We start from the raw sequence: 14,570 nt of genomic DNA, 5'->3' as shown, positions 1-14,570 counted from the left end.
CGCGACGAGAGCGCCGCCGCCGTAAGCCCTACCCGCACTTTCCTGAACCAGGGGGACCCCCTTCATGCACGCTGATCTCTCCCGCCTCACGTTCCGCCCGGAACGGCGCTATTCGGCGGTCATCGCCCAGCAGGGCCGCGTCCAGCTCGACGCCGACCTCAACGAGCAGGCCGCGATCCAGCTCCACCAGGCCCGCACCCTCGCCGCCGACCTGATCGGCCGGCACGGCGGACCGCGTGACGCCGCGGGCTTCAAGATCGACTACGTGGGCGGCAAGCACGACATCGACACGCTGCACATCCAGGGCGCCGCTACTACGTCGACGGCATCCTGGTCGACGCGACCCGCCCGGCGCCCGGCGTGCCGGTCCCGGACGACGACGCCGACGAGCAGGACGCCGCCGCTGCGCCCGCGCACTGGACCTACTGGGACCAGCCCGACGGCTTCCGTGACCCGGAGAAGCCCGGCGACCGGCTGCCCTCGCCCGCCACCTCGCCGTTCGTGGTCTACCTGAACGTGTGGGAGCGTGCCGTATCCGCCGCCGAGGACCCGGCGTTGCGCGAGGTCGCGCTCGGCGCGGCGATGCCGGACACCGCCGCCCGCGTGAAGGTCGTCTGGCAGGTGCTGCCGCTGTCGCTGGCCGCGCTGGACATCGAGGAGACCGACCCGTCCAAGGAGGTCGTGCGGGCCGCCTTCGACAAGTGGGCCCGCAAGCAGGCCACGCCCACCGCGCGCCTGGCCGCCCGCAGCGAGCGGCCCGACCACGCCGACGAGGACCCGTGCCTGGTGAAGCCGGACGCCCGTTACCGCGGCCAGGAGAACCAGCTGTACCGCGTCGAGGTCCACGCGGGCGGCGAGGCGAAGGACGCCACCTTCAAGTGGTCCCGCGAGAACGGCTCCGTGGTCTTCCCGGTCGACGAACTCGACGGCACCTGGGTGCAGTTGGCATCCCTCGGACACGACGACAAGCTGGACCTGGACGTCGGCGACCACGTGGAGCTCACCGACACCGCCTACGCCTCCCGCCTCGAACCGCTGCCCCTGCTCCGGGTCGAGGAACTGGACCTGCCGGGCCGCCGGGTGCGCCTGTCCGCCGAGCCCGACCAGGCCGTCGGACGGCTGCCCCGCCTCAACCCGTTCCTGCGCCGCTGGGACCACCACGAGGGACCGAAGCGCAAGGGCCGTACGACGGCTCTGAAGGGCGGTGCGGTTCCCGTCGCGGAGGGGGAGTGGCTGCCGCTGGAGGACGGGGTCGAGGTGTACTTCGCCAAGGGCGGCGGCTACCGCACCGGCGACCACTGGATCATCCCCGCCCGCACCGCCACCGGCAACGTCGAGTGGCCCAGGGACGCGGCACGCCGCCCGCTGCTGCGGGGCCCCTTCGGCATCGCCCGCGGCTTCGCGCCGCTTGCCCTCGTCAAGGGCGAGGGCGGCACCGTCGACCTGCGCCTGGCCTTCAACCCGCTGGCCAGCAGCATCCCGGCCGCCGACGAGGCGACGCTCGCGGCGGAGGAGCAGGCGCGCCGCGAGGAGCAGCTGGCGGAGGACCCGTCGCGCGGGAGGTCGCAGACCACCGCGGATGCGGAGTCGGCGGCGGAGGGAGACGAGTAATGGCCAAGCCCCTGAGTGCGTCGAAGATGGTGGAGATCCTCCGCGCGGAGGGTCTGACGGTCCACGAGGTGCGCAGCTGGCGCACCCACAACCGCAACAGCAAGGGCGCCTGGGGCCCGGTGAACGGTGTGATGATCCACCACACCGTCACCAAGGGCACCGAGGCGTCGGTGAACATCTGCTACAACGGCTACTCCGGCCTGCCGGGCCCGCTCTGCCACGGCGTCATAGACAAGAAGGGCGAGATCCACCTCGTCGGCAACGGCCGCGCCAACCACGCGGGACTCGGGGACAGCGACGTCCTGCGCGCCGTGATCAACGAGTCGAAGCTGCCGCACGACAACGAGGCCGACACCGACGGCAACGCCCACTTCTACGGTTTCGAGTGCATCAACCTCGGCGACGGCAAGGACCCCTGGCCCGAGGCGCAGAAGGAAGCCATCGAGAAGGTGTCGGCCGCGATCTGCCGCCACCACGGCTGGAGCGAGCGCTCGGTCATCGGCCACAAGGAGTGGCAGCCCGGCAAGCAGGACCCGCGCGGCTTCACCATGGACGGGATGCGCAAGCGCATCGCCCAGCGGCTGAAGGGCGGCGGTGGCGGTGAGCCCGCCCCCGACCCGAAGCCCGTGCCCAAGCCGAAGTACGTGCCGTTCCCCGGCAGCGGCTTCTTCCACATCGGTCAGAGGTCCCCGATCATCACGGCCATGGGCCGCCGCCTGGTCGCCGAGGGCTGCGGCCGCTACGAGGAGGGCCCGAGCCCCGAGTGGACCGAGGCCGACCGCCGCTCCTACGCCGCCTGGCAGCAAAAGCTCCACTTCAAGGGCAAGGACGCGGACGGCATCCCGGGCAAGGTCAGCTGGGACAAGCTGAAGGTGCCCGACGTGGGCTGAGTGAACGGCTGAGTGAACGGCCTCCACCGGAGCCGCCCTGAATACCCCGAGGAGGTATTCAGGGCGGCTCCGGCTTGTGGAATGGGTCTTGCTCGGCACCGGAAAACAAGCCACACTGGTACCGAACGAATGGTCGGTTGGGAAGCCGGAAGTCGGAAGCTGGTATCGATGACGGAGCAGCTGCAGGAGCACTTCGATGCGACGATCTCGCGCGACCAGCGGATCGAGCCGCGGGACTGGATGCCGGACGGCTACCGCAAGACCCTGATCCGCCAGATCGCGCAGCACGCCCACTCGGAGATCATCGGCATGCAGCCGGAGGGCGAGTGGATCACGCGCGCGCCGTCGCTGCGCCGCAAGGCGATCCTCTTCGCCAAGGTGCAGGACGAGGCCGGGCACGGCCTGTATCTGTACTCGGCGGCGGAGACCCTGGGCGCCGACCGCACGGACCTGACGAACCGGCTGATCGAGGGCCGCCAGAAGTACTCGTCGATCTTCAACTACCCGACCCTGAGCTTCGCGGACGTCGGTGTGATCGGCTGGTTCGTGGACGGCGCGGCGATCTGCAACCAGGTGCCGCTGTGCCGGAGCTCGTACGGGCCGTACGCGCGCGCGATGGTGCGGATCTGCAAGGAGGAGTCCTTCCACCAGCGGCAGGGCTACGAGCTGCTGATGACGATGATGCGCGGCACCGAGGCCCAGCGGGAGATGGTGCAGGACGCCGTGAACCGCTGGTGGTGGCCGTCCCTGATGATGTTCGGCCCGCCCGACGAGGCCTCGCCCAACTCCGCGCAGTCGATGGCCTGGAAGATCAAGCGGCACAGCAACGACGAGCTGCGCCAGCGGTTCGTGGACATGACCGTCCCGCAGGCCGACAAGCTCGGCGTCACCCTGCCCGACCCGGAGCTGCGCTGGAACGCCGAGCGCGGCCACCACGACTTCGGCACCCCCGACTGGGACGAGCTGATGCGGGTCATCAAGGGCGACGGGCCGTGCAACGACCAGCGGATGGAGCGGCGCAGGAGCGCCCACGAGGAGGGCGCCTGGGTGCGGGAGGCGGCCACCGCCCACGCGGCCAAGCAGGCCGCCCGTGCGGAGAAGGGAGCGGTGGCATGACCTACGAGCAGACGCCCGAGCAGACGTCCGAGAAGTCCTCCGGGAAGCAGGACTGGCCGCTGTACGAGGTGTTCGTGCGCGGCAAGCGCGGGCTCAACCACGTGCACGTCGGATCGCTGCACGCCGCCGACGACCGGATGGCGCTCACCCACGCACGCGACCTGTACACGCGGCGCAACGAGGGCGTGTCCATCTGGGTGGTGCGCTCGGAGCACATCGCCGCCTCGACCCGCGACGAGAAGGACCCGTTCTTCGCGCCCAGCGCCGACAAGGTCTACCGCCACCCGACGTTCTACGACATCCCCGCCGACGTCCCGCACATCTGAAGGAGAGGGCATGAGTGACGACCACGTCTATCTGACCCTCGCCGAGGGACACGAGGACGACGCCCGCTGGGCCTACGGCACCGGCTTCGAGGACCCCCTGCACGGCGTGGACACCACGGTGCCCGAGGGCATCGACGCCGGCGAACTGGCGGCCCTGTGCGTCGCGCTCGCCGACGACGCCCTGGTCTCGGCCCAGCGCCTCGCCGAGTGGATCACCCGCGCCCCCGAGCTGGAGGAGGAGGTGGCGCTGGCCAACATCGGCCTCGACCTTCTCGGCCAGGCGCGCCTGCTCTACTCCCGCGCCGGCCAGGCCGACGGCTCCGGACGCGACGAGGACGCCTACGCCTACTTCCGCGACGCCGGCGACTTCCGCAACGTACGCCTGGCCGAAGTACCGGGCGGCGACTTCGCGTTCTCGATTGTGCGGCTCCTGCTGCTCTCCAGCTGGCGCCTCGCCCACTTCGAGCGGCTGGCGGCCCACCCGGACCCGGTGCTGGCGGCCATCGCCGCGAAGGGCGTCAAGGAGCTGGCCTACCACCGGCAGTACGCCGCGGAGTGGGCCGTGCGCCTGGGGGACGGCACGGACGAGTCGCACCGTCGGACGCGCCGGGCCCTGGAGCAAGTCGCCCCCTACGTCGGCGAGTTGTTCACGGCGTACGACGTACGGGACGAGGTAGTCGCCGTGCTGCGCCAGGTCACCGCGGCCGCCGGACTGCCCATGCCGGTGTACCGGCCGCTGCCGGGATCCGGCCGTGACGGCGAGCACACCGAGCATCTCGCCCCGCTGCTGGCCGAGTTGCAGGGCGTGGCCCGCGCCCACCCGGAGGCGACATGGTGACCACCCTGCTCGACGCACGGCGCGCCCGGCACATCGCCGAACAGGTGCCGGACCCCGAGCTGCCCATGCTCACCCTGGCCGACCTGGGCGTCCTGCGGGGCGTCGAACTGACCGAGGACGGGACGGTCGTCGCGAGCCTGACCCCGACCTACTCGGGCTGTCCGGCCATGGCCGAGATGCGGGCCGACGTCGCGGCGCGGCTGCGTGCGGACGGGTACGCGCGCGTGGAGATCCGTACCGTCCTCGACCCGCCCTGGACCAGCGACTGGATCACCCCGGCCGGCCGCCGCAAGCTGGCCGAGCACGGCATCGCCCCGCCCGGCCCCGCACCCCGCGGCGGCCCCGTCCCGCTGGTGCTGTCACCCACCCGGCCGGCGGTGTCCTGCCCGCGCTGCGGCTCGGCGGACACCGAGGAGACCTCCCGCTTCGCCGCCACGTCCTGCAAGGCGCTGTGGCGCTGCCGCGCCTGCCGCGAGCCGTTCGAGTACGTCAAGGAGATCTGAATGGAAGGCCTGAGGGAAGCACAGCCGGCTGCCGCGGCACGCCCGCGCACCCGCCGCCGTCCGGCCTTCCACGCCCTGCGCGTCGCCGCCGTGACGCCCCTGTGCGCGGACGCGGTCGCCGTCGCCTTCGACATCCCGGCGGAGCTGGCCGAGGAGTTCGCCTTCGCGCCCGGTCAGTCGCTGACGGTGCGGCGCGAGATCGACGGGCGGGACGAGCGGCGGTCGTACTCGATCTGTTCGCCGGTCGGGTCGAGCCCCCGGATAGGCGTACGAGTGGTGCCCGGCGGCCTGTTCTCGTCCTGGCTCGTCGAGGACGTACGTCCCGGCGACATCGTCGAGGTGATGGCCCCCACCGGCGCCTTCACGCCCGACCTCACCACGCATGGCCATCACGTACTGATCGCGGCGGGCTCCGGCATCACGCCGATGATGTCCATCGCCGAGTCCGTCCTGGCCGCCGACTCCCGCTCGACGGTCACCCTCTTCTACGGCAACCGCCGCACCGACACGGTGATGTTCGCCGACGAGCTGGCGGACCTCAAGGACCTCTATCCGGCCCGGTTCCAGCTGGCTCACGTGCTGTCCCGCGAGCCGCGGGAGGCCGAGGTGCTCTCCGGCCGTATCGATGCCGACCGGCTGTCGACGCTCATCGACGCGCTGGTCGATGTACGCGGCGCCGACCACTGGTGGCTGTGCGGCCCGCACGGCATGGTCCGGGACGCGCAGCGGGTGCTGGAGGGACTCGGCGTCCCGGCGGAGCGGGTGCATCAGGAGCTGTTCTACGCCGACGACGAGCCGGTACGGGAGGCGCACCACGAGGAGGCCGGCCCGACGGGACCCGTCAGCGAAGTCACCATCACCCTCGACGGCCGTTCCACCACCGCCGCCCTGCCACGGGAGCGGACCGTCCTCGACGGCGCCCAACGCAGCCGCCCCGACCTGCCGTTCGCCTGCAAGGGCGGGGTCTGCGGCACCTGCCGGGCCCTGGTCACCGACGGCAAGGTGGACATGCGGCGCAACTTCGCGCTGGAGGCGGCCGAGGTCGCGGCGGGATACGTCCTGACCTGCCAGTCGTACCCGGTCTCCGAGACGCTGACGGTGGACTACGACAGCTGACCGGCGGCGAGCGCCGATCGGCATCGGCCGGAAGAGTGGAGTGGCGAGGAAAGCGAAAGGACTGATTCAAGAAGGAGTTGAGAAGGAAGTCCCTTCATGGCCTCGCCACCGCCGACTCTAACAGTCACGCAGGGACCAGGTCGCGCAGATTTTCGAGGGCGACGATCCGCGACTCCGGGTGCAGCCCGTCGGGACGCCGCAGGCCGATGTAGGTGACGGGACCTTCGGGGACCGTTGCGCCGTCCCACAGGGTCGTCGTCGTGGCGTCCATCAGACCGGTGAGGTAGCGGACCGTCAGCTGCTCGCGCTCCACGATGCCCCGCAGCAGCGTCGCGACCGAGACCCGGTTGTCCTCGACTCGGTTGGCCGCCGGGTGGCCCTTGAGGTACAGGTGCAGCCACTTGGCACGCCACCGGCCGTCCGGCCCGCGCAGGAACGCCAGTGGCAGCGCGACCCGACCCGGCCCGCGCAGCTCCGACTTCATGCGCACGGTACGCGGCTCGAAGGGGCGCCCCTGCTGCTCCGCCTCGCGCAGCATGAACCCGAAGAAGGACTCCTCGACCTCCTCGAAGCCCTCCCCGGCGTAGATGTTCACCTGCGGGACGATGAAGTCGCCGCGCACCGCGCCCAGGCGCAGGTTGATGAACTCCGAGGCGCCGTCCGGCGCTTCGGTGACGTCCCCGGAGTGCTCGCCCTCCAGGTCCTTGAGGCTGGTGTACGCCAGCCAGCAGACCGTCGCGTAGTCGGCGTCCAGCATCAGCGCCGACAGGTCGTAGTCGGTGCGGTGGCTGTTCTGCTTCCAGTACACGAAGAAGCGCAGCAGCTCGCCGTCCACCGGCGACACCGAGCCGCGGGGCAGCACGCCGAGCCCGGCCGCGGTCGCCCGGCCGCTGAGCGGCAGCGCGACATCGAGGACGTCCGGGTCGATCAGCAGGTGGCCCGGAGCCGGGAGCCGACGCCGTACCTCGGCGTCGAGCGCCGCGACGAGGCGCTCCCGCTCGGGAGGCAGTACCGGAGGACGGTCGTCCTCGGTGACCCAGGCGCGGCCGAGCCGGTTCACGAACACGCGGCGCTCGCCGGTGTCCTGCGCCCGGTTGGCGAGGTGTTCACGGACCGACAGCACGACCCGGCCGGACACCTCGGCCACGACTTCCTCGGCGACGTCCGCGACCGTCGCGCGCTCCTCCTGGTCGAGGGAGTGGCGCAGCAGCCGGTCCAGGGAACGGAACAGCTTGCCCGGCGCGGACCTCAGCAGTTTCACCGCGCCGATGATGTCGTTCATGCCGAGCAGTTCCTCGACCCGGCTGTCGAAGGAGCGGGCCTCCTTCTCGCCCCGCGCGACGGCGAACACGTGGGCGGCGTGCGGCCACTGCGGGTACTCGTGCGGGTGCAGCCGCTCGCCCAGCCGCTTCCAGGCTTCGCGGTGCGCGTGGACGTCCGCGAGCTTGGCGGGCTGCGCGGCGACCACCGAGTCGAGTCCCGCGAGCAGAGCACGGCGCACCGGCCGGGACAGCCCCCGCAACCGCGTCGGCTCCAGCAGCGTCACGTCACCGTCCGACCACGCGCAGGCCAGCCGCAGCACATCGGTGACCGTGTCCAGCAACAGCGCCGAACCGGCCCGCAGACGAGCCCGGTTGATCACGGCCCGGTTCTCCCGGACCGGGATCTCCTCGGGCTGCGGCCCGTCGACGCACACCCCGGCGAGCACCTCGAGATCCGGCAGGGCGTCCTCGCCGAGCGGGGTGCTGCTGCCCGCCAACGCCAGGTACAGGGCGGTGACTTCGGCGTCCGCGTCGCCGCCGAGGTGCAGCACCGTCACACGGTCGCCGGCCGCCGCGATCAGCTCCTCGTGGTGGCCGAGCATCTCGGCGTACGTGTGCTGGTAGCGGCCGTACGACGGAAGGGTGAGCAGGTCGACGACACCGTCGCTCAGCTGCTCCAGCACGCTCGCGCGCGACGCGTCGTCGGCGATCGCCTCGGCGATGCAGCCCGTCCAGAAGTCGTAGGTGTCCGGCACGTTGGCCGGGAAGTCGATGAAGTACGTGTTGTGCCGCACATGGTCGCCGACCATCTCGCGGACCGTGCCCAGCGTCCGCACCGCGGTGTCGAGGACCGTGCCCTCGGACAGCCCCGACAGACGGGCCAGCAGCTCCGCCGAGAGCTTGAAGCCCACGGACATCAACGCGGCGTCGAACTGCCGTGCCGCGACGGCGCCTTCGCCGGCGGGTCCCGCGGGGGAGGGGAGACGGTGGGTGTGCCGGACGACCAGGGGTTCGAGACGGTGGACCATCCCCGGATGATCCCGCATGCGTACGTGAGTTCGCATACGGGTTTTCCACGGCGAACACGGTTTTCCTCACGCCTCGCACTAGTCGTATGTGCGGACATTCGGCGGGTATCGCTCGCGGTTCGGCCGGGCATCGATAGGTGGCGGGGGTCGAGGGTGAGAGGGGAACAATGCCGTCGTCGTCGATGCGGTTGACCGATGCACAGTCACAGCCGGTGCTCAGTCCGCCGGCGCCCGTCGCCGTCTTCCTGGTGGTCACCATCGAGCCGGGCGGCGAGCCCGAGGTGCGCGATCTGCTCGCCGGCCTCGCGGGGCTGGTACGGGCCGTCGGATTCCCCAGTCCCGACGGCGGCCTGTGCTGCGTCGCCGGAGTGGGGTCCACGGCGTGGGACCGGCTCTTCGGAGACCCGCGGCCCCGGGAGCTGCACCCCTTCAAGGAACTGGAAGGATCACGGCACCGCGCCGTGTCGACCCCCGGCGACCTGCTCTTCCACATCCGTGCCGCCCGCACGGACCTGTGCTTCGCCCTGGCCGCCGAGATCATGAAGCGGCTGCGCGACGCGGTCACCGTCCAGGACGAGGTCCAGGCATTCGCCTACTTCGACTCGCGCAACGTCCTCGGCTTCGTCGACGGCACCGAGAACCCGGTCGGCCAGGCGGCGGCCGAGGCGGCGGTCGTCGGGGACGAGGATCCCGTGTTCAGCGGCGGAAGCTACGCCGTCGTCCAGAAGTACCTGCACGACGTCGACGCCTGGGAGGCCCTGGCGGTCGAGGCCCAGGAGAAGGTGATCGGCCGCTCCAAGCTGACCAACATCGAACTCGACGTGCCCGGCTCCCACAAGGACGTGAACACGGTCACCGGCCCGGACGGGGAGGAGCTGGAGATACTGCGCGGCGCCATGCCGTTCGGCAGGCCCGGACACGGCGAGTTCGGCACGTACTTCATCGCCTACGCCCGGACGCCGGGGATACCGGAGGCCATGATGCGGAAGATGTTCCTGGGTGGCCCGGAATCCGGACCCGACCGCATCCTCGACTACTCGCGGGCCGTCACCGGAACCCTCTTCTTCATCCCGCCGGTCACCTTCCTGGAGTCGATTCAGGAACGGTCCGTGACGGACTGAGCCGAAGGGAGGCGTGGGCGGGTTCACGGGCCGGGCTCAGGCGGACGGAACCCGCCCACGGCGAGACCGTGAGGGCGAGGTCAGGGGCGCTCTGCGGCGCGCTCCGCGTTCCGCTCCTTCAGACGGGCCGCCTCCTTGCGGACATCGGCCTGGGTGGCGCGCTCCTTCTGCAGCCACTCGGGCTGCTCCTGCTTCAGCGCCTCGATCTGCTCGGTGGTGAGGGGCTCCGTGACACCGCCGCGGGCCAGGCCCGCGATGGAGACGCCGAGCTTCGCCGCGACCACCGGGCGGGGGTGCGGGCCGTCGCGTCGCAGGTCGAGCAGCCACTGCGGCGGTTCCGCCTGCAGCGCGTTCAGTTCCGCGCGCGTGACGACACCCTCCTGGAATTCGGCGGGGGTGGCTTCGAGGTAGACACCCAGCTTCTTGGCCGCGGTCGCGGGCTTCATGGTCTGGGTGCTTTGGTGCGACGTCATGGTCTCAAGGGTATCGACCGGTTGAGCCGCCGCCGACCACGGCCGGTAACCTGGCCAGGTGACAGGCTCGGAAGCACCTCGTTCGTCCTCGGAAGCAGCCGCTTCCTTCCGGCTCGTGTACGTCCCGGGAGTGACACCCTCGAAGTGGGTGCGGACCTGGAACGAGCGCTTCCCCGAGGTCCCCCTGACCCTCCACGCCGCCACTGCCGCCGAGGCGTCCGACCTGCTGGGGAACGGCTCCGCCGACGCCGGGTTCGTACGGCTCCCGGTCGACCGTACGCTCTTCAGCGCGATCCCCCTTTACACCGAGACCACGGTCGTCGTCGTCCCCAAGGACCACGTCATCACGGCGGTGGAGGAGGTGACCACGGACGACCTGTCCGACGAGGTCGTCTTCCACCCCCTCGACGACGTCCTCGACTGGGAGCGGCCGCCGGGGCAGCCCGCCGTCGAGCGCCCCGCGACCACCGCGGACGCCGTCGAGCTCGTCGCGGCGGGCGTCGGCCTGCTCGTCGTACCCCAGTCGCTGGCCCGTCTCCATCACCGCAAGGACCTCACCTACCGGACGCTCGTGGACGCCCCTCAGTCGAGCATCGCCCTGTCCTGGCCGGAGGAGGCGACCACCGACCTGGTCGAGGACTTCATCGGCGTCGTCCGCGGCCGCACGGTGAACAGCACCCGGGGCCGCACCACGTCCCAGACCCCGGCCGCCCCGGAGCAGCCGAAGCGCAAGCGCCCCGAAGGCACCGGCAGCCCCCGCCGTCAGCCCGGAACCGGCCGGAGCCCCCGCGGCGGCTCCGGCGGCGCCAAGGGAACCAAGGGAGCCAAGGGCACCGGCCGAGGCAAGCCCCGCCGCCGTTCGTAGCGCACGGCACGGGCCTCAAACGGTGGGCTCCGTGAGCCTGCGCTGCAGGTCGCGCAGGTCCTTGCCGATGTGGGAGCGGACCTGTCGGGCCATGAGCGGCGCCGCCAGCCGGTAGAAGCCGCCGTCGCCGCCGCGCACCCGGATGCGGGCGAGGGTGCCGTCCGGGTGCGGGTCGAAGCCGTAGGTGACGTGCATCGGCATCGGACCGGCCACGGACACCATGTCCAGCAGCCGCGGGAAGTCGTACGACGCCACGCGCAGCACGTAGTCGATGCGCCGGCCGAGGAAGTACGCCGTCCGCGTGACCTCGGCGCCGACCCCGAAGCCGCCCGCCTCGGCCTCGCGGGTCAGCTCCGCCGTCCGGATGCCCTGCGTCCACTCCGGGTCGTGGCGCCAGTCCATGGCGTACCCGGCCACCTGCTCGGGAGGGAGCGGGATCACCCGCTCCGCCGATACATCGATCGTCATCGTGCCAGGATCACCGCGCCGGGCGCGCGCCGCACGTGCTGCAGGGCCCCGGGTCCCGGACCCGGGGCCCTTGGGCGGGCGGCGGCTCAGGGGGCGTACGTGGCCCGCTCCGCCGTCCGCAGGACCGTCCGGCCGTCCGCCTGGCTCAGCAGACCCGCGGTCACCCACGCGTTCACGGTGGACCGCACACGCGAGACCAGCGCACCCTTGCCGCTGAAGGGTGCGCCGGCCCAGATCTCGTCCAGGAGCGTGGTGCCGTCGGACTTCGCGGGATTGGCGACGCCGGAGTCGGTGGTGCCGAGGATCACCCGGGGTTCGGAGCGCCGGAAGTAGGCGTGCGTCGGGTCCTCGGTGCCCTCGAAGAAGGGGGCGAACTCGGTGCCGCCCAGGGTGTAGTGGAGCGGTTTGCCGGACACCGGGGTGAGGGACGGCAGCAGATCGCCGGAGAGCCCGGCGTTGCGGTACAGGCCCAACTGGAGGTAGTCGGTCGAGGAGTTGCGGGCGACCAGGTTGACCGGGCCGTAGAACAGGGTCTGCAGGGACGGATCGTCGAGGGCCTTCTCGACCCGGAGCCGGAACGGCAGGGTGACGCGCACGGTGTCGCCGCTGCGCCAGGTCCGGGACACGGTGAAGTAGCTGCCCGCGGCCGGAGTGCCGCCGACCGCGCTGCCGTTGACGGTCACCTTGAAGCCGCCGGTCGCCCAGGACGGTACCCGCAGCTTCAGCTCGAACGACGTGCTGCCCCCGCCGATGGTGATCGTGGAACCCTGCTCCCTCGGGAAGTCCGTGCGCTGCGTGACCGTGACGCCCTTCGCGGCCCAGGTCAGCGTGGACGGGCTGTACAGGTTGACGTACAGAGCACTTCCGTCGGCCTTCTTGAAGTACACGGAGTCCTGGTACTTCGTGGCGCTCTCCATGCCGGTGCCCTCGCAGCAGGTCGTGCCCTGCTTGGGCGTGTAGTCGCGCACGTGCCCGGGCTTCAGGCCGATGAAGTACGTGACGAGCGGCTTCTCCGCGTCGGCCTTGTCCTGCTTGGAGCCGAGCACCTGGTTGTACAGCGCCCGCTCGTAGTAGTCCATGTACTTCGGGTCCTGCTCGTGGAAGAACAGCATCCGGCTCAGCTTGAGCAGGTTGTACGCGCAGCAGGTCTCGGCGTTGGTGTCGCTGATCGTGCCCGCGATGACCCCGCGGGCCTTCCAGAACTCGGCCGTGCTCGTCCCGCCGATGCCGTACATGCGCTGCGGGACGACCATGCCCCAGAAGTTCTTCGCGGCCGTGAGGTAGCGGCTCTCGCCCGTCGCGTCGTACAGCCGGACGTAACCGGTGAAGATCGGGATGTGCTGGTTGGCGTGCAGGCCGTCCAGGACGTCGTTGTTCGCGGCGCAGGCGTGTATGAGCCTGTCCAGGTCGAACAGCTTGGCCAGGGCGAGGTGTTCGGCCTTGCCGGTGATCGAGTGCAGGTCGACGATCGTCTCGACGATGCCGCCGAACTCGCCGCTGGAGAAGATGCCCCACATCCGCTGGAGGGTGGCGTCGGGCAGCTTCGACAGCCGTGAGTACATCCAGTCGCACATGCCGGACGCGAGGTCGAGGGCCCGGGCGTCGTCGGTGGCGAGGTGGGCGTCCAGCAGGCCCTTGAGGATCTTGTGCGCGGTGTAGTAGGGCGCCCACACCTTGGTGTAGTCCCCGCTGGTCATCGACTCCAGTTCGATGAACTGGGTCTCCGGGTACGCGGCGAGGAACCCGGGGTGGCTGGGCCCGCCCCAGGTGCGGCGCAGGGTGGCGGTCAGCCCGCGGCCGGAGGCGTCCGCGAACGTGCCGCCGGTGGTCTCGAAGAAGTCGTACGACGCCAGGTCGCCCCGGCCGGCCGCTGTCGCGGAGGCCGGGTCGCTCTGCAGCGCCGTGATCTCGCCGGCGGTCAGGGCCCGCGACCAGACGTTGAACTCGTCGTAGGCGCCCGCGAACACCGGATCGCCGGAGAAGTTCGAGCGGCCGAGCCAGTTGTTCGCCAGGGTGCCCAGCGCCGAGGGGTTGAGGGTCATCGACGTGTTCCGGGCGACGGCCGTGCCGTTGACGTACAGCGTGCCGGTGCTGCCGCTGATCGTCACCGCGAGGTGGCTCCACTGGTTCAGCGGCAGTGCGGCGGTGCCGTCGAGCCCCTGCTCGCCGCCGGGTCCGTCGGTGGTGAGGGCGAACCTGGGGACGCCATTGGCATTGCGCCCGGCCAGATACATGTACCGGGTGTTGTTGTTGCCGAAGTCGAAGACGCGGGCCCAGTCGGCGCTGTGGGTGGGCTTCACCCAGGCCGACAACGTGATCGCCGGGGCACCGCCGAGCACGGCGGCCGGCAGGTCCACGTACTGGTACGAGCCGCGCACGTTCTCCTGGGCGGTGCCGAACTTCCCGGCGACGCTCAGCATCCGAGGGTCCCGGCGCAGCGCTTCACGCACCTCGGTCAGCGCCCCGACCATGATGCCGATCTTGTCGGCGTAGGCCTGGTCCCCGGTGCTCGCGTACGCCTGCGACAGCATGCTCAGGAAGTGGCCGGTGTAGTGGCCGCGGAGATTGCCGTTCGCCTCGCCGTCCAGCCCCTCCCAGCCGCCCGGGGCCACCGCGCCGCCCGTGGAGAGCCCGGCATTGGCGCGGAAGACCTGCAGGAGCCGGTTCACGTCATGGCCCCGGCCGTGATCGAGCATCAACTGACGCTTCCCGGCGAAGATGCCCGGCCTGAGGGCCACCTCGTCCAGGGCGAAGGGCTGGACGGTCCAGGCGGACGGGGCGGCTGCCACGGTCTGCGCCGCCTGCACGGCGGCCGCAGCCTGAGCCCCCGCAACGGCGGCCGAGGCCCGGCCTGTTGCCGCGAACGAGACCGTGGGGGTCGCCGCCGCCAGAGCCGCGGCTTGGAGAAGGGATCGTCTGGAGAGGGGCGGTGCCATGGGGGGCTCCTCAACGA

12 protein-coding genes and 1 pseudogene are annotated in these 14,570 nt (G+C 71.2%); 9 read left to right on the top strand and 4 right to left on the bottom strand.

What is annotated here, in order from left to right; genetic code table 11:
* The first annotated feature begins 64 nt into the window (after positions 1–64).
* From AB5J49_RS04440 to paaE, 7 genes and pseudogenes are all read left to right on the top strand, one after another.
* Positions 65–1,611 (top strand): annotated as a pseudogene (locus tag AB5J49_RS04440) (DUF6519 domain-containing protein).
* Complete coding sequence (locus tag AB5J49_RS04435) at positions 1,611–2,501, top strand: peptidoglycan-binding protein (RefSeq protein WP_369167155.1); 891 nt, start codon at positions 1,611–1,613, stop codon at positions 2,499–2,501. Before AB5J49_RS04440 ends, AB5J49_RS04435 begins: the two are co-directional and overlap by 1 nt.
* Positions 2,502–2,669: 168 nt before the next feature.
* On the top strand, positions 2,670–3,617 hold the full coding sequence (gene paaA, locus AB5J49_RS04430; protein ID WP_369167154.1) for a 1,2-phenylacetyl-CoA epoxidase subunit PaaA: 948 nt from the start codon (positions 2,670–2,672) through the stop codon (positions 3,615–3,617).
* Positions 3,614–3,943: a 1,2-phenylacetyl-CoA epoxidase subunit PaaB gene (paaB, locus tag AB5J49_RS04425; protein WP_369167153.1), complete on the top strand. Its 330-nt coding sequence runs from the start codon at positions 3,614–3,616 to the stop codon at positions 3,941–3,943. The genes paaA and paaB overlap by 4 nt, the downstream gene beginning before the upstream one ends.
* Positions 3,944–3,953: 10 nt before the next feature.
* Complete coding sequence (gene paaC / locus AB5J49_RS04420) at positions 3,954–4,781, top strand: 1,2-phenylacetyl-CoA epoxidase subunit PaaC (RefSeq protein ID WP_369167152.1); 828 nt, start codon at positions 3,954–3,956, stop codon at positions 4,779–4,781.
* The gene (gene paaD / locus AB5J49_RS04415) at positions 4,775–5,284 is read left to right on the top strand and encodes a 1,2-phenylacetyl-CoA epoxidase subunit PaaD (RefSeq protein ID WP_369167151.1); all 510 of its coding nucleotides are present in this window, start codon (positions 4,775–4,777) and stop codon (positions 5,282–5,284) included. The genes paaC and paaD overlap by 7 nt, the downstream gene beginning before the upstream one ends.
* A complete protein-coding gene (gene paaE / locus AB5J49_RS04410) occupies positions 5,285–6,400 on the top strand; it encodes a 1,2-phenylacetyl-CoA epoxidase subunit PaaE (protein ID WP_369167150.1) in 1,116 nt (371 codons plus the stop codon).
* 124 nt (positions 6,401–6,524) lie between these two features.
* On the opposite strand, the gene AB5J49_RS04405 is transcribed toward paaE, so the two are convergent.
* Positions 6,525–8,690 (bottom strand): TerD family protein, encoded by a 2,166-nt coding sequence (locus AB5J49_RS04405; protein WP_369167149.1) that lies wholly within the window; start codon positions 8,688–8,690, stop codon positions 6,525–6,527.
* Positions 8,691–8,857: 167 nt separating this feature from the next.
* Here AB5J49_RS04405 and AB5J49_RS04400 point away from each other — a divergent pair, with 167 nt between their 5' ends.
* A complete protein-coding gene (locus AB5J49_RS04400) occupies positions 8,858–9,811 on the top strand; it encodes a Dyp-type peroxidase (protein ID WP_369167148.1) in 954 nt (317 codons plus the stop codon).
* Between the two features lie 80 nt (positions 9,812–9,891).
* Here AB5J49_RS04400 and AB5J49_RS04395 read toward each other — a convergent pair whose 3' ends face one another.
* Positions 9,892–10,284 (bottom strand): DUF5997 family protein, encoded by a 393-nt coding sequence (locus tag AB5J49_RS04395; protein ID WP_369167147.1) that lies wholly within the window; start codon positions 10,282–10,284, stop codon positions 9,892–9,894.
* Between the two features lie 58 nt (positions 10,285–10,342).
* On the opposite strand from AB5J49_RS04395, the gene AB5J49_RS04390 reads away from it, so the two are divergent.
* Positions 10,343–11,149, top strand: a complete 807-nt coding sequence (locus tag AB5J49_RS04390) for a LysR family substrate-binding domain-containing protein (RefSeq protein ID WP_369167146.1) — start codon at positions 10,343–10,345, stop codon at positions 11,147–11,149.
* 15 nt (positions 11,150–11,164) lie between these two features.
* Here AB5J49_RS04390 and AB5J49_RS04385 read toward each other — a convergent pair whose 3' ends face one another.
* A complete protein-coding gene (locus AB5J49_RS04385; protein ID WP_369167145.1) occupies positions 11,165–11,617 on the bottom strand; it encodes an SRPBCC family protein in 453 nt (150 codons plus the stop codon).
* Between the two features lie 86 nt (positions 11,618–11,703).
* Entirely contained in the window at positions 11,704–14,553 is a 2,850-nt protein-coding gene (locus AB5J49_RS04380) for a beta-L-arabinofuranosidase domain-containing protein (protein ID WP_369167144.1), read from the bottom strand.
* Positions 14,554–14,570 lie beyond the last annotated feature (17 nt).

The organism is Streptomyces sp. R28, from assembly GCF_041052385.1.
GTDB lineage: Bacteria > Actinomycetota > Actinomycetes > Streptomycetales > Streptomycetaceae > Streptomyces.
This window is presented reverse-complemented; position numbering and strand designations above follow the sequence as displayed.

Bases quoted from the DNA above. Each gene is read 5' to 3' on its own strand.
- AB5J49_RS04435 (WP_369167155.1), top strand. From the start codon at position 1,611: ATGGCCAAGCCCCTGAGTGCGTCGAAGATGGTGGAGATCCTCCGCGCG.
- paaA (WP_369167154.1), top strand. From the start codon at position 2,670: ATGACGGAGCAGCTGCAGGAGCACTTCGATGCGACGATCTCGCGCGAC.
- AB5J49_RS04385 (WP_369167145.1), bottom strand. From the start codon at position 11,617: ATGACGATCGATGTATCGGCGGAGCGGGTGATCCCGCTCCCTCCCGAG.
- paaC (WP_369167152.1), top strand. From the start codon at position 3,954: ATGAGTGACGACCACGTCTATCTGACCCTCGCCGAGGGACACGAGGAC.
- paaE (WP_369167150.1), top strand. From the start codon at position 5,285: ATGGAAGGCCTGAGGGAAGCACAGCCGGCTGCCGCGGCACGCCCGCGC.
- paaB (WP_369167153.1), top strand. From the start codon at position 3,614: ATGACCTACGAGCAGACGCCCGAGCAGACGTCCGAGAAGTCCTCCGGG.
- paaD (WP_369167151.1), top strand. From the start codon at position 4,775: ATGGTGACCACCCTGCTCGACGCACGGCGCGCCCGGCACATCGCCGAA.
- AB5J49_RS04405 (WP_369167149.1), bottom strand. From the start codon at position 8,690: ATGGTCCACCGTCTCGAACCCCTGGTCGTCCGGCACACCCACCGTCTC.
- AB5J49_RS04395 (WP_369167147.1), bottom strand. From the start codon at position 10,284: ATGACGTCGCACCAAAGCACCCAGACCATGAAGCCCGCGACCGCGGCC.
- AB5J49_RS04380 (WP_369167144.1), bottom strand. From the start codon at position 14,553: ATGGCACCGCCCCTCTCCAGACGATCCCTTCTCCAAGCCGCGGCTCTG.
- AB5J49_RS04400 (WP_369167148.1), top strand. From the start codon at position 8,858: ATGCCGTCGTCGTCGATGCGGTTGACCGATGCACAGTCACAGCCGGTG.